Annotated in this window: 8 protein-coding genes; 6 read left to right on the top strand and 2 right to left on the bottom strand. The window is 75.0% G+C overall.

Annotation, left to right across the window (positions count from 1 at the left end):
- A partial coding sequence (locus ACH4N1_RS34135; protein ID WP_366061952.1) for a sigma factor-like helix-turn-helix DNA-binding protein occupies window positions 1–95 on the top strand: 95 nt, incomplete at its 5' end.
- A 70-nt stretch (window positions 96–165) separates the two neighbouring features.
- On the opposite strand, the gene ACH4N1_RS34130 is transcribed toward ACH4N1_RS34135, so the two are convergent.
- Entirely contained in the window at window positions 166–1,257 is a 1,092-nt protein-coding gene (locus ACH4N1_RS34130; RefSeq protein WP_398104280.1) for a mannose-binding protein, read from the bottom strand.
- Between the two features lie 558 nt (window positions 1,258–1,815).
- Here ACH4N1_RS34130 and ACH4N1_RS34125 point away from each other — a divergent pair.
- The 4 genes from ACH4N1_RS34125 (at window position 1,816) to ACH4N1_RS34110 (ending at window position 8,782) form a co-directional block, all read left to right on the top strand.
- Window positions 1,816–2,655, top strand: a complete 840-nt coding sequence (locus tag ACH4N1_RS34125) for a type VII secretion system-associated protein (protein WP_398104278.1) — start codon at window positions 1,816–1,818, stop codon at window positions 2,653–2,655.
- Window positions 2,652–4,076 (top strand): ricin-type beta-trefoil lectin domain protein, encoded by a 1,425-nt coding sequence (locus ACH4N1_RS34120; protein WP_398104276.1) that lies wholly within the window; start codon window positions 2,652–2,654, stop codon window positions 4,074–4,076. The genes ACH4N1_RS34125 and ACH4N1_RS34120 overlap by 4 nt, the downstream gene beginning before the upstream one ends.
- Window positions 4,077–4,220: 144 nt before the next feature.
- Entirely contained in the window at window positions 4,221–7,538 is a 3,318-nt protein-coding gene (locus ACH4N1_RS34115; protein WP_398104274.1) for a right-handed parallel beta-helix repeat-containing protein, read from the top strand.
- Window positions 7,535–8,782 (top strand): S8 family serine peptidase, encoded by a 1,248-nt coding sequence (locus ACH4N1_RS34110; RefSeq protein WP_398104272.1) that lies wholly within the window; start codon window positions 7,535–7,537, stop codon window positions 8,780–8,782. The genes ACH4N1_RS34115 and ACH4N1_RS34110 overlap by 4 nt, the downstream gene beginning before the upstream one ends.
- A 201-nt stretch (window positions 8,783–8,983) precedes the next feature.
- Here ACH4N1_RS34110 and eccCa read toward each other — a convergent pair whose 3' ends face one another.
- Window positions 8,984–12,985: a type VII secretion protein EccCa gene (eccCa, locus tag ACH4N1_RS34105; protein WP_398104270.1), complete on the bottom strand. Its 4,002-nt coding sequence runs from the start codon at window positions 12,983–12,985 to the stop codon at window positions 8,984–8,986.
- 455 nt (window positions 12,986–13,440) lie between these two features.
- On the opposite strand from eccCa, the gene eccD reads away from it, so the two are divergent.
- Complete coding sequence (eccD, locus tag ACH4N1_RS34100; protein WP_398104268.1) at window positions 13,441–14,847, top strand: type VII secretion integral membrane protein EccD; 1,407 nt, start codon at window positions 13,441–13,443, stop codon at window positions 14,845–14,847.
- Window positions 14,848–14,872 lie beyond the last annotated feature (25 nt).

The following is a 14,872-nucleotide window of genomic DNA, read 5'->3' as shown; positions in this document are numbered from 1 at the left end:
TCGGCGAACGCCTCGGTGTCTCCCAGATGCACGTCTCGCGGCTGATCTCCCGCCTCCTGACCCGCCTGCGCGAAGGCATGCTCAGCACCAGCTGAACCACCCCACACCCCGGCCCCGGTGCCCTCACGGCACCGGGGCCCGCGTGCGTTCCGCGGCCGTACGGCGTCAGGTGGACCAGATGACCGTGCCGTTGTGCAGGATGACCACCTTGGCGTCGGCCCGCAGGACCAGCTGGGCGTTGTCGTGGCCGTGGCTCTTGGAGGCCCAGATCGGACGGTCGTCGCCGTTGTGGATGACGAGGTTGCCGTCGGCCTGGAAGATCGCCCGGTGGTTCTCGCCGAAGGTCATGGACGCCCACAGGGGCTTGCCCTGCTCGTTGTAGACGACGAGGTTGCCGTCCGTCTGCATCACCATGCGGATGCGGTTGGTGGTCCAGGCCTGGTTGACCTCCAGAACACTGGTCGCGTAGACGGTCTCGGTGCTCCAGACCGGCTTCGGGGCCGCCTTGGGCTTGGGCTTCGGCTTCGGGGTCGGCGTTGTCTTCTTCTCGGGCGGGCTGCTCGTCCTCGGCGCCGGTGCGGGCGCGACGGGCTGGGCGACGGCGGCCTTCGGGACCGCGCTCTTCCGCGGCTTCGCCGAAGTCGGCGACGAACTGGGCAGGCCGGCCACGTAGTCGCCGAGGGAGGCCGGGGCGGACTCCGGGTTCAGGACGGTGTCGGCGCCCTCCGCCGCCAGCCCCGTCGCGCCGTCCCGGTGCCCCTCGTCCTTCGCGCTCCCGGCCAGCAGCAGCGGTATGGCGATCAGGGCGGCGCCGACGAAGGCCGCCCCCGCCAGGACCGGCTTGCGCGGGCGTCCGCTGCCGGTGCCGGTCCTGGAGCCCGGCGGCGCCGTCCCGACGGCCGCCGCCACGGCGACGCCCTCCTCGGACGCCCCGGCGGTCCCGGCGGGGACGGTGGCGGCGGTGGCGGCCGGGGGCGGGGGCGAGGCCGGGGCGGTGGTGGTCTCCCCGGTCGCGGTCGCGGTGGTGGTCGCGGTGGTGCCGGACCCGGCGGCGGGGACTGCCGCGGGGCTCGGCGCCTTCCCCTCCGGTGCGGAGGGCGTGGCCGCAGAGCCCGCGCTCTCCTCCGCGGCGGGGGACGCGGGTGACGAGCCGGCGCTCTCCTCCGGTGCCGAGGGCGTGGGCGGGGAGCCGGCCTCTTCCGCGCGGGCGGCGGCCGCCTCCGCGTTCGCACGGGGGGCGGGGGGCTGGGGGGACATGCGGTACTCCTCCTCGGTGGCCGAGCAGTCGGTGGGGGAGCTGTCAGTGACGGAACCCGGGCGACCCGTTCAGCGGCCGTACCGGACGAACGCCCGGCGCGGGGGCGGGCGTCGGGCCGGTACCGGGTCCGGGCGGGCCGCATCGGCACGGTCCCGGTCGCCGGATCCGCGTGACCCGCGGCGGTCGGGGCCGCGAGTCGATCCGACGCCTTTCCCGAGCCGCGAGGTCCTCCCGTACGGCCCTGGCCCGGACGTCCGGCCGGAAGGCCGCACGTCGACGGGTCCGACGGCGTAACCAACTTAGCCCGTCGCTTCGGATACGGCCGCTTCCCCGTCGGGAACGCCCCGTCGCTTTGTCCCCCCACGCCTCACTGCTCCCGGAAAGTTCCCCACTCGGGCGGCGAACGGGCACGCCGAGGCCCGATACGGACCTTCCCCGGTCACCCGTCAACAGGGCAGCTGTGGCATCCTGTTGACTCCCGATCTGATCAGCGCCGTCGTGCGCGCAGGTCGTTCGGCACCCAGGAAAGTCGTACGGACCCAAGAGTTCAGGTGGAGATGCGGCCCGGAGAACGGCAGGAGGGCGGGCACGACGCCTCGTCCGCGGTGCCCGAGGGCTCCGGGCCGACCACAGCCCCCGAAGCACCCGTCACGACGGTCCCCGAACCCGGCGACGTCCCCGGGATACCCGAGGCCGTGCGGGCCGCCGCCCGCCGCGCGCCGGGGCACTGGATCGGGATGGTCGATCCGGAGTGGACCGAGGAGCGGACGCCGCCGGAGTGGGCGGTGCTGGGGGAGTGGCGGTCGGACGACAGCGGGGGCGTGGGGGACTACCGCGCCAACCCGGCGTACCGGCCCTCGGCGCGGGTGCTCGGCTGGCCGGAGCCCACCGACCCCGTGGACGCGGCGGCACAGCGGGCCGCCACCGGCTACGGTTCGGTGGACGACGCGCTCGCGGCGCTCGCGGAGGCGGACGTCACGGTGGTGCGCGGACCGGACGGCGGGCCGCTCACGGCCGTCGGGCGGGACGGGGCGCCCGTGGTCCTGTTGTTCACCTCGCCGGCACACGAGTTCATGTCCGCGGCACTCAGCCATGACACGCTTCCGGCAGCGGAGCTGGCCCGTTCACTGAGCGGTTCCGGCACCCAGCTGATGGTCAACGCCGGGGCCGTGGCCCCCCTGTTCGTTCCCGCGGACAGTCTCCTCGCACCGGCACCCGTACCAGGACCGGGCGACGAGGGGGCGCCCGCGACGGACGCCGTGGTGGAGGGGGACTCCGGCGCCCTCTCCGGCACGACGGACCGTACCGGCCCCCCGGCCCCGGACCCGGCCACCTCCGCGGACCTGGCCGACAACTCCCCTGAACCCCGGCCCCACATCACAGGGAGGACCCCGTGACGCGTTCGGCCCAGCAACCCTCCAGCCCCCCCGGGGCGGAGTCCGGCTCCGACGGCGAGGAGACGGCCGCCACCGCCGTGGCGGCCACCGTCTCCCGGCCCACGGCGGCGAGGACCGAGCCCGATTCGGCAGAGACGACGCCGGAGACCGAGCCAGAGGCAACGGCAGCGGCAAAGGCAGGGACCGAGCCAGCGGCAGCGGCAGAGACGAAGGCGGCGGCGGGGACCGGGGCAGAGACCGGCGCCGACGCCGGCTCCCGCCCCGGCCCCGCTGGGGCAGGAGCCGCGCAGGCCGCCGAGGCCGGGAAGGCGCCCGCCCGGGGCGCCGGTCCGGAGACCGCCGAAGCCGTCGGCGGCGAGACCGCGAGCGCGGCGACCTCCGGCAGCCGGTCCGAGGCCGAGACCGCCCCCGAGACCGCCCCCGAGACCGCCCCCGAGACCGCCCCCGAGTCCGCCTCCGGTGCTGCCGCGGGCCGGTCCGAGACCGAGGCCGACCCGGGTGCCGCCGCGGCGGCCAAGAGCCGGCTGCCCGCGCTCGTACGGACCATGACCGCCACCGCGATCGACCGGCCGCGGCAGACCGGCCCGGTCGGACGGCCGGGCAAGGCGGTGCTGGCCGGGGCCGCGGTCGGAGGGGCGCTGCTCGTGTCCGTGCCGTTCCTGGTGCTCGGCGGGCACGACGACAAGACCCGGACGGCACCGACGGCGGCGGAGACCGTCCTCGGCGGGAACGCGGGGGAGGCGCCCGGCGAGTTCGCGGTGACCCAGCCCGTCACCGGTTCCTCGGGCGAGAGCCCCAAATCCTCGGCGAAGCCCGGCAAGCCGGTGCGGGAAGCCGCCGCGTCGGCCCCGGCCAAGGGGGCGGGCAAGGACGAGCCGAAGCGGGAGGCCTCCCAGCAGGCCAAGCCCACGAAGCAGGGCAGCACGCAGAAGTCCGGCAGCGGCAACGACTCCGGCGGCAGCAAGCCGGCCGCCGGCGGCGCGGCGTCGGGCACCGGCAAGAACCAGGCGGCGAACGCCGGTTCGGCCGTGACCTTCAGCGGCTACGTCTCCCTGCGCAGTCACCTCTCGGGACGCTGCGTCGACGTACCGGACGGCGACTTCAGCGACGGCAAGGCACTGTGGGCGTGGGACTGCAACGGCAGCCCCGCGCAGAAGTGGCAGTTCGCCTCCGACGGCACCATCCGCATCCAGGGCAAGTGCCTCGACGTGGCCGGCGCGAACTACAACGACGGCACGACCATCCAGATCGCCTGGTGCAACGGCAACGCCGCCCAGCAGTTCGTGCTCAACTCCGCGCACGACCTGGTCAACACCGTCGTCGGCAAATGCGTCGACATCAGGGACAACAACCGGGGCAACGGCGCCCCGCTGCAACTGTGGACCTGCAACGGCCGCGACAACCAGAAGTGGAGCGTCTGACCGCAGGCCCCGGGCGGAGAGCACCCCTCCCGCCGACCGCCCGCCCCCAGGACGAGGCATGATGGCACCGTCGGTTCGCCGACACGGGTCCCCGACGAACGGGGCACCCGCTGGAAAACGCCCCCGCGGCAAGGAGGTTGGTGCGTGTCGCGCCAGGTACTGACGGTCGGTCCCGGGGACCGGGACCGCTACCGGACGATCGGTGAGGCACTCGCGGCGGCCCGAACCGGCGCACTCATCAGCGTCCGGCCCGGGACGTACGCCGAGAACCTGGTGATCCAGACCAGGGTCACCCTCACCGCCGCCGAGGGGCGGGGCACCGTGGAGATCCGGCCGCGTTCGGGCAGTGTGCTCGCGCTGCGCGCCGACGCCGTGATGCTGTCCGAACTGACCCTGCGCGGCGGCGACGCCGAACTGCCGGCCGTGGACGTGCGGCGCGGGCAGGCCGCGTTCGACGGCTGCGAGGTCGTCGGCGCCGCCTGGACGGCGATGCTGGCAGGGGGCACCGGTTCCCTCGCGCTGCGGGACTGCCGGGTGAGCAACCCGCAGGGCGCGGGCATCGTGGTCACCTCCACCACGCCCACCACCGTGGAGTCCTGCACCCTGGAGAACCTGGGCACCAGCGGCCTGGTCCTCGCCGAGCAGGGCGAGGCCCGCGTCCGCGGCTGCACGGTGCGCGACGCCCGCGGCAACGGCCTGCTCGCCAACGGCGAGGCCCGCGGCACGGTCGAGGACTGCGACATCTCCTCCACCGACAAGCCGTCCCTCGCCCTCGAACAGAACTGCTCCCTGACGGTGGTCCGCACCGTGGTGCACGACACCAGCACCGGCGTGCACCTGAGCAGCACGGGCCGTACGACCCTGGAGGACGTCCGCGTCACCGGAGCGTCGGGGAACGGGATCGCGCTGGCCTCGGGCACCGACCCGGTGCTGCGCCGCTGCCGGGTCTCGCGCACCCGCGGGCACGGCATCCTGGTCACCGACCGGGCGCGCGGCACCTTCGAGGACTGCTGGGTGGACGGCGCGCAGGGCGCGGCGCTGCGGGTCGCCGGGGCCGCCTCCCCGGCACTGACCGGCCTGACGGTCCGCGACTGCGAGCACACCGGGCTGCTCCTGGAGGAGGACTCGGCGCCGGAACTGGACCGCCTGGAGGTGATCGGCTGCTCGCCCGCCGTCGCGGTGCGCGGCGGCGCCAACCCGCTGCTGCGCCGGGCCCGGCTGGTGGAGCCCTCCGGCGACGGCATCTCCGCGACCGCGAACGCCCGCGGCCGCGCCGAGGACTGCGAGATCGTCCGGCCCGGGGGCACGGGAGTGCACGTGGCCTCCGGCAGCACCCTCTACCTGGCCGGGGGCGGGGTCTCCGACGCCGCCGTCAGCGGTCTGGTGGTGGAGGACGGCGGCAACGTCACCGTCCGCGACTTCCGCGTCGAGATCTCCGGCGAGGAGGGCGTGGTGGTCGCCGGGGGCGGCGAACTGACCGCCAGCCGCACCGTGGCGCACGCCGCCAAGGGCCACGGCTTCCTGCTGCGCGAGGGCGCTCTCGCCTCCCTCAGCGGCTGCGAGGCCAACGGCGGCGCCCAGGACGGCTTCCGGGTGGAGTCCACCGCGCCGGTCTCGCTCGTGAACTGCCTCGCCCGGGAGAACGAGGGCGGCGGCCTGGTGCAGACCACGCCCGGCGAACGGCTCGCCGTGGAGGGCCTGAAGAGCACCGGCAACGGCAAGCGGGACGCCTGGGGCACCGGCAGCGCCGAGAACACCGACCCCGCCGGTTCGGGCGCCGCCGACGGGCCCGCGCCGGACCGCGAGGACGGCCCGCTCGGCGCCCTCAACGCGCTGATCGGCCTGGAGAACGTCAAGCAGCAGGTGCGCACCCTGGTCAACCTGACCCAGCTCGCCCAACGCCGCGAACAGCTCGGCATGCCCGCCCCGCCGATGAGCCGGCACCTGATCTTCGCGGGCCCGCCCGGCACCGGCAAGACCACCGTCGCCCGCCTCTACGGGGCGATCCTCGCCGAACTGGGCTCGCTGCGCAGCGGGCACCTGGTGGAGGTCTCCCGGGCCGACCTGGTCGCCCAGGTCGTCGGCGGCACCGCGATCAAGACCAGCGAGACCTTCCAACGGGCGCTCGGCGGCGTGCTGTTCATCGACGAGGCGTACACGCTCACCGCCGACAGCGGCAACGGCGGCGCCGACTTCGGCCGTGAGGCGGTGGACACCCTGCTGAAACTGATGGAGGACCACCGCGACGACGTGGTGGTGGTCGCGGCCGGCTACTCCCGCGAGATGGAGTCCTTCCTCGGCTCCAACCCGGGTCTGGCCTCCCGCTTCTCCCGGACCGTCGAGTTCGAGAACTACTCGGTTCCCGAGCTGGTCGCGATCATGGAGAACATGTGCGCCCAGCACCAGTACGAGCTGGGCGAGGGCACCGCGGCGGCGCTGGCCGCGCACTTCGGGGCGATGCCGCGGGACGCCGGCTTCGGCAACGGACGTGCCGCGCGCGGGGTGTTCGAGGAGATGGTGGACCGGCAGGCGGTCCGGCTCGCCGCCCTGCCGCAGGTCGGCGAGCGCGACCTGCGGCTGCTGCTGCCGGAGGACGTCTCGCCCACCGCCGCCGCCGCGGCGGCCGAGACCGCCGCCCCGGCCGACGACCCGCTCACCCGCCTCGGCGACATGATCGGCCTGGCCGAGGCCAAGCGCGACGTCGCGGACCTGGTCAACCTCATCACCACCGCCCGCCACCGGGCCGCCGCCGGGCTGCCGGTGCCCTCGCTCAGCCACCACCTGGTCTTCACCGGCCCGCCCGGCACCGGCAAGACCACCGTCGCCCGCCTCTACGGGCAGATCCTGACCCAGCTCGGCATCCTCGAACGGGGCCAGCTGGTCGAGGCGGCCCGCGCCGACCTGGTCGGCCGCTACATCGGCCACACCGCCCAGCTCACCCGCGAGGTCTTCGAACGGGCCCGCGGCGGCGTGCTGTTCATCGACGAGGCGTACACCCTCACCCCGCGCGGCGGCGGCGCCGACTTCGGCCAGGAGGCGGTGGACACCCTGCTGAAACTGATGGAGGACCACCGCGACGAGGTGGTCGTCATCGTCGCCGGCTACACCGACGAGATGGAACGCTTCCTCGGCTCCAACCCTGGCCTGTCCTCCCGCTTCCCGCGCCGGATCACCTTCGCCGACTACTCCTCCGAGGAACTGGTCACCATCGTGCGCTCCCAGGCCACGAGCATGGGCTACGAGTGCGGACCCGGCACCGGCCCCCTGCTCAAGGAGTACTTCGACGCCCTGCCCCGGGACCGCTCCTTCGGCAACGCCCGCCTGGCCCGCCAGGTGGTCGAGTCGATGGTCACCCGGCAGGCGGGACGGCTCAGCTCGCTGGCCGCGCCCACCCTGGACGACCTGCGCATCCTCCTGCCCGAGGACGTGGCCGTCACCGCACCGGGAACGGCTCCCCGGTGAGGCGGCCCGTCCGCGGGGCCGCCCGCCTGGTGTCCGGCGCCGGCCTCGCCGCCGCCCTGCTGCTGCCCACGGCCGTCCCGGCGCACGCGGCGCCCCCGTCCGGCATGCCGGCGGCCGACGGGAAGGGCCAGCAACTGCCCGCCATGCCGTCCGCGTTCGACGCCGAGGCCGACGACGTGACCTGCACCCCCGCCTCCAAGGAGAAGGCGGAGAAGCAGGACTGGTCGCGCCAGCGCCTCGACCTGGACCGGCTGCACGGGCACGGCACCGGGGCCGGCGTGACCGTCGCGCTGATCGACACCGGGGTCGCCACCGGTGCCGCCGGACTCGACGGCCGGGTCTCCGCCCAGGGCGCGGCCGCAGACGACTGCGTGGGACACGGCACCTTCCTGGCCGGGCTGATCGCAGGGACCGGCGGGGCCAGCCCCCGCCTGGCCGGGGTCGCGCCGGGCGCGAAGATCCTCGCCCTGCGCGGCACCGACGAGCGCGGCACGGCGAGCGCCGACCTGGTCGTGCGGGCGCTGCGCGACGCGACCGAGGCACGGGCGGGAGTGATCGCGGTCGCGGTGGCCCTGCCCCGCCGTGACGCGGCGCTGACCCGTGCGGTCGCCGAGGCCCGCCGCGCGGGCGCGGTGGTGGTCGCCGCGGCCACCCCGGACCCGCCGTCCCGGGGCGGCACCGACGACATCCCGTCCCGCACCTACTGGCCGGCCGGCGAACCCGGGGTCCTGTCGGTCGCCGACATGCTGCCCGGCGGCACCCGCCCCAAGGGCGCCCTGCCCACCGACGGCATCGACCTGGCCGCCCCCGGCGCCGGGGTGGTCTCCGGCGGCCCGCGCGGCAAGGGCCACTACCTGGGCGGCGGCGCCTCGGTGGCCACCGCCTACACCGCCGGGGCCGCCGCGGTGGTCCGCGCCGCCCACCCCGACGACTCGGCCGACGCCGTCACCCGCCGCCTCACCGCCACCGCCTACCCGGCGGACATCCCCCAGCTGGATCCCTACGCCGCCGTCACCACGGTCCTCGGCGACGCCGCCGCGTCCACCGCCGCCGACGAGCGGGCCGCGGACCCCGTGACGGTCCGCGACACCGCCTCCGCCGACCGTGCCACCGGCCGCGCCGGGCTGCTGGTCCTCCTCGGCTCCGCCGCCGTCCTCGCCGTCCTGTGGGCCGGCTTCGCCTTCTCCCGGGCCCGCGCCCGCGGCTGGCGCCCGGCGGAGGCGGGACCGACGGCGCGGGAATGAGCTGAACCCGCGCGCACTCGACCGCCGGCGGTTCACGACGCCCGATGACCGACGCCCGACGCCCGACGCCCGGCGGCGGGGGCCACCCTCAGGTGACCCCCGCCGTATCCGTGTTCTCGGCGTTCCCGCCGTTCCAGCCGTTCCCCCTCCGACGCCCCGACGCCCCGGCGTCTGGGGGGCCGGGGCGGCGGGGCGGTCCCTCTACGGCGTGCTCTCCTCCACCAGCGCCGTCTGCATCAGCCGCGCCCGGCGGCGCGCGATGTGCAGGGCACGGCCGGGCGGGAGGTTGAGCGGTTTCGTGTTGCCGAAGAGACGGCCCTCCGTGGGCGGGCAGGAGAGCAGGACGGCGGGGTTGTTCGCCTCGTCGAGCCGGCGGACGAGGGCGTCGCTGAGGCCGCGGCCCGCGCCCATGGCGCTGCGGGCGACGACCAGGTGCAGGCCCATCTCGAAGCCGAGGGTCAGGTTCTCGAAGAGCGGCTCGAAGGGGCTCTGGAAGGTGTTGGCGCCGGACACCATGTCGTAGTCGTCGACCAGGATGAACAGCCGCGGGCCGGTCCACCAGTCGCACTGGCGCATGCGGGCGGGCGCGATGTCCGCGCCGGGGACGCGGGTCTTCATCGCGCGGGCCGCCCCCTCGATGGTCTCCTTGAGGTTGTCCAGGGAGATCACGTGCCCGATGCGGTACTCCTCGGGGACGGCGTCCACCAGCGTGCGGCGGTAGTCCACGGCGATGATCTTCGCCTCGTGGGGGGCGTAGTGGGCGGTGATGCCCTGGGTGACGCACCGCAGCAGGTTGGTCTTGCCGCTCTCGGTGTCGCCGACCACGATCAGGTGCGGGGTGCGGCTGAAGTCGTGCCAGACCGGTTCCAGCATGTCCTGATCGATGCCGAGCGGCAGCCGCATGCCGCCCCCCTCGGTGCCTTCGGGCGCGGGGAGTTCGGAGAGCGGGAGCCGGTGCGGCAGCATCCGGATCTGCGGGGCCGGCGCTCCGGTCCAGTGCCGCGCCACCTCGGAGACCAGGTGGGCGACGCCCTCGCCGAGGTCGTCGAGGGAGCCGCTGCCGTCCAGGCGGGGCAGGCCGGCGAGGAAGTGCATCTTGCTGTCGGAGGTGATGCCCCGGCCGCCGGTGCGCGGCACCGAGCGGGCCTTGCGGGTGTCGATCTCGGAGTCCATCGGGTCGCCCATCCGCAGTTCCAGGCGGGTGGCCGACTGGTCCCGGACCTGGGCGGACAGCTCCACCCAGCGGGTGGTGGTGATGATCAGGTGGATGCCGTAGTTCAGGCCGCGGGCGGCGAGTTCGTTGAACTTGGGGACCAGGTCGTCGTAGTCCTGGCGGACCGTGGACCAGCCGTCGACCACCAGGAAGACGTCGCCGAAGGGCTCGTCGGGGAACTCCCCGGCGGCCCGGCGGCGGCGGTAGGACTGCATGGAGTCCAGGGTGTGGTCGACGAAGAACTGCTCGCGGCGGGCCAGCAGCGTCATCACTTCGGCGACCGCCCGGTGTACCCGCTCCGGGTTGAGGCGCGGCGCGACACCGCCGACGTGGGGGAGCGCGGCGAGCTGGGAGAGACCGCCGCCACCGAAGTCGAGACAGTAGAACTGGACCTCGGCGGGGGTGTGGGTGAGGGCGAGGGCGGCGATCAGCGTGCGGGCGAGGGTGGACTTGCCGCTCTGCGAGCCGCCCGCGACGGCGACGTGGCCGCCCGCTCCCGACAGGTCCACGACCAGCGGGTCGCGGCGCTGCTCGAAGGGCTTGTCCACCAGGCCGACCGGGACCCGCAGCCTGCCGGTCCCGGGCCAGCCGGCGGCGCTGAGGCCGCGCTCGGGGTCGGGGGCGATGCCGGGCAGCAGGGCGTCCAGCGGGGAGGGCTCGTCCAGCGGCGGCAGCCACACCTCGTGGGCGGCGGGCCCGGAGCCGCGCAGCCGGTCGAGGGCCACGTCGAGGAGCGTCTCCTCGTCGTCGGTCTCCTCCGTCTCCGGCTCCGGCTCGGGCGCCGCCTCCAGCGTGCGGGGCACCACCCAGCCGCTGGTCCACGGCACCACCTGGCTGGCCACCCGGGCCTGCACCACCGCGCCGGTGCGGCGCCGGTAGACGCCCGAGGAGTAGGCGGCCCGGAACCGGGTCAGGGACTCCACCCCGGACTTCAGGTAGCCGCTGCCCGGCTGGGCCGGCAGCTCGTAGGCGTCCGGCACGCCGAGTACGCCGCGGCTCTCCATGGCGGAGAAGGTGCGCAGGCCGACCCGGTACGACAGGTGGCTCTCCAACTGGTGCATACGGCCCTCGTCCAGGCGCTGCGAGGCGAGCAGCAGGTGCACTCCCAGGGAGCGGCCGAGACGGCCGATCATCACGAACAGGTCCATGAACTCCCGGTGGGCGGAAAGGAGTTCGCTGAACTCGTCGACCACCACGAACAGGCTGGGCAGCGGGGTGAGGGCCGCCCCGGCGGCGCGCGCCCGCTCGTACTCCAGGGCGGAGGTGTAGTTGCCGGCGGCGCGCAGCAGTTCCTGGCGGCGGATGAGTTCGCCGTGCAGCGCGTCCTGCATGCGTTCCACCAGGGCGACTTCGTCGGCGAGGTTGGTGATGACGGCGGACGTGTGCGGCAGTTCCTCCAGGCCGAGGAAGGTGGCGCCGCCCTTGAAGTCGACCAGGACGAAGTTGAGGGTCTCGGAGGAGTTGGTCAGGGCGAGGCCGAGGACGAGGGTCCGCAACAGTTCGCTCTTGCCGGAGCCGGTGGCGCCGATGAGCATGCCGTGCGGGCCCATGCCGCCCTGCGCGGACTCCTTGATGTCGAGTTCCACCGGGCGCCCGTCCACGCCGACCGCGATCGGCACCCGCAGCCGCGCCGAGCCGGTGTGCCGGTCGAAGAGGGCGCGCGGTTCGTGCCGGTGCAGGTCGGAAATGCCGAGCAGGGTGGTCAGTTCGACGTCGGTGTCCAGCGGCTGCGCGACGTCGGTGCCCAGACTCATCCGGCGGGGGGCGAGCAGCCTGGCCAGCGACTCCGCGCCGAGCGGGCCGAGCCGGTCCGGCCGGCCGAGCGGCACGGAACGCTCCTTGCGGCTGCGGTCGGTGCGCACCAGGTTCACCCGGTCCGGCCCGACGGTCAGCCGCAGCGTGTTGCGGCCGGGCCGCCAGCGCAGCGCCCCGGAGACGTCGAGGACCACGGCGTTGCGGTAGCCGTGCCCCTCCCAGCGGTGGCCCTCGGGGACGGTGACGCCGTCCAGGACGACGACGGTGTAGGGCTCGTCGCGGCCGGGGCGGGCGTCCGGGTCGAAACCGGGGCGCTCGGCGAACTCGGCACCGAGCAGGTCGTCCAGCTCGGTGAGGTCGGCGGTGATCCGGCGGACCTTGCCGGCGCCGTCCTCCTCGTACGGGTGCAGCGCGTGCGGCAGCCACTTGGCCCACTCCCAGTCGGGCCGCCGGTCGTCGCCGACGCAGAGGGCGAGCCACAGCTCCTCGGGCGCGTGGAACACCGCGAGCTGCGCGAGCACGGCGCGCACCAGGGCGCGTACGGCTTCGGCACCGGGACCGCCCTCGGCGTCGCCGCCCGCCCCGGGCACCGGGGCGGCGGACTCCCCCGCGGACGTTTCCTCGGGACGCAGCAGGATCCGGGCCGAGGAGCGCAGGTAGAGGCCGAGCGGCTGCTCGGGGATGGTGGAGTAGGCGCGGACGAAGCGGCGCAGGGCGTGCGCGCAGAGCGGTTCGAGGTCTTCCACCGGGCGGGTGGAGACCGGGTTCAGGGTGAGCGCGAGCTGCTGTTCGCCGACCGCGAGCCGGATCTCGCCGAAGTCCTCGTCGGACGGGCGGCGTTCCCACAGCCGCGAGGTGCGGGCCAGCGAGCGCAGCGAGGCGGGCTCCGGGTGGCGCCAGGCGAGCGCCCGCTGCTGCTCCGCGATGGTGGCCCGGACCCGCTTGCGGGTCTGCGCCAGGTAGCGGAGGTAGTCGCGGCGTTCGCCCTTCAGGCGCTGCTTGCGCTCGCTGGAGCGGCGCATCAGCTGCCCCAGCAGCATGGCACCGGCGGAGAGCGCCATGACGCCCATCGCCAGGTACATGAAGACGCCGTTCCCGCCGCCGGGGCGCAGGAACATCAGCATCATGGACACCGACATCAGCGCCATCGGCAGATAGGTCCATATCGCCGAGGTGTCCGGGACCGTCTCGGCCAGTACGGGCGGCTCCTGAAGGGTCAATTGCCCTTCGGGCATCTCGGGTCCGCGTCGGCGGGCCGGCCGGCGAAACAGCACCACACTCAAGGAACGAAACCTCCGGTTTCACTGGCTTTCCGGCCCGCACCGAAATACCGGAGCACCCGGCGGCGGGTAACGCCGCACCGAGCTGATTCTCCGGAGTCCGCCTGACGCGGTGAACGCCGACTGCATGTTTCGGACGGATAGCGGGGGACGGTCAACTCCCGTGATGGACAACTCCATACCGGGCAGGGAGTCCGGTCCGCAGCACGATCCGGCGGGTGTAGGCAGTAGTCTGCATTCACGGAACGCGCCCTGTCCACGCGGGGCAGGTCTCCACCGGGTGTGCGGACCCCATTTCTCTGCCCGGACCCTCCGTTCCCGGCCCCGCCGGCCTTCCGTACTCTTCGCACATCCCCTCTCCCGAGGGAAGCCCCCAGCCAACGCCTTTACGGAAGTCGAGAGTTCAGCTGATGACCGACAGCACGGTGGCCGAACTGTGCCGCCTGACCGTACGTGCGCCGAGCGTCCGCGTCGATCTGGCCGTACCCGCCGACGTGCCGGTCGCCGACCTCCTGCCCACACTGCTGCGTTACGTCGGGGAGGAGGCCGAGGAGGCCGGACTCGACCACGCCGGCTGGGTGCTCCAGCGGCTCGGCGACCCCCCGCTCGACGAGGAGACCACCCTCGCCCGCGCCGGCCTCGCCGACGGTGACGTACTCCACCTGCGCCCGCACACCGAGGCGCTGCCCGAGGCCCGCCTGGACGACCTGGTGGACGGGATAGCCGACACCGCGGGCCGACGGCTGCACAACTGGAGCCCCGAGGCGGCCCGCGGGCTGCTGGTGGGCACCGCGGCGGCGACGGTGGTGGCCGCCCTCGTGCTGGTGCTCCGGCCCGGGGTGACCGGCTCCGGCTCCGCCCGGGCCGCCTGCGCGGCCCTGGTCGGGCTGCTGCTGCTCGCGGGCGCGGGCTCGGCCAGCCGCGCGGTGGGCGAACGCCTCTCCGCGACCGCGCTCGGCCTGCTGGTCGCGCCCTGCCTGGCCCTGGCCGGCTGGTTGCTGCCCGGCGGCGACCTGAGCGGCCCGGACGCGGCGCAGGTCGCGGGCGCGCGGCTGCTCGCCGCGGGCGCGGCCGGCGCGGGCGGCGCCGTCCTCGCGCTCGCCGCCACGGCGGTCGGCGCCCCGGCCCTCCTGGCCACGGCGGTGGTCTCGCTGGCCGGTGCGACCGCCGGGGCCCTGATGGGGTACACCGACCTCGACGCGCCGGCCGCGACGGCGCTGGTGGCGACGGTCGTCGCACTCGGCGCCGGGGCGGTGGCGCCGTTCGCCTTCAAGCTCGCCGGGATGCGGATGCCGGCGCTGCCGTCCTCCGCCGGCCAGCTCCAGGAGGGCATCGAGCCCTACGCGGGCAGCGACGTCGCCGAACGCACCGAGCTGGCCGGACGCTGGGTCACCGCGCTCTTCGCCGCCACCGGCGTCGTCGCCGCGGCCGCCCTGGCCGTCCTCGCCGAACGCCCCGACCTGCCCGAGGTGCTGACCTCCCTGACGCTGAGCCTGCTGCTGCTCCTGCACTGCCGCGGCCTGGTGCACATCGGCCAGCGGCTGACCCTGGCCGTGCCCGGCGTCTGCGGACTGCTGCTGCTGGCCCGCGCCTGGGCGGTGGACCAGCACGGCGACGGGCGGCTGGTCGTCTTCGCGGTGCTGCTCGCCGCGGCGGCCGCCCTCGTGATCGCCTCCTGGACGGTGCCCGGCCGCCGGGTGCTGCCCTACTGGGGCCGTGCCGCGGAACTCGCGCACACCGGCCTCGCGGTGGCGCTGCTGCCGCTCACCCTCTGGGTGGCGGGGCTGTTCGGCTGGCTGCGCGGCCTGTTCGGCTGAGCGCACCGCACCCGCACCCCGCACC

Source organism: Streptomyces sp. NPDC017202 (assembly GCF_044331705.1).
In the GTDB taxonomy this organism is placed as follows: domain Bacteria; phylum Actinomycetota; class Actinomycetes; order Streptomycetales; family Streptomycetaceae; genus Streptomyces.
Note: the sequence above shows the minus strand (reverse complement) of the source record. Positions and strands in the feature narration are given on the sequence as shown.

Coding starts and splice junctions, on each gene's coding strand:
- ACH4N1_RS34130 (WP_398104280.1), bottom strand. CDS start 1,257: ATGTCCCCCCAGCCCCCCGCCCCCCGTGCGAACGCGGAGGCGGCCGCC.
- ACH4N1_RS34125 (WP_398104278.1), top strand. CDS start 1,816: ATGCGGCCCGGAGAACGGCAGGAGGGCGGGCACGACGCCTCGTCCGCG.
- eccCa (WP_398104270.1), bottom strand. CDS start 12,985: ATGCCCGAAGGGCAATTGACCCTTCAGGAGCCGCCCGTACTGGCCGAG.
- eccD (WP_398104268.1), top strand. CDS start 13,441: ATGACCGACAGCACGGTGGCCGAACTGTGCCGCCTGACCGTACGTGCG.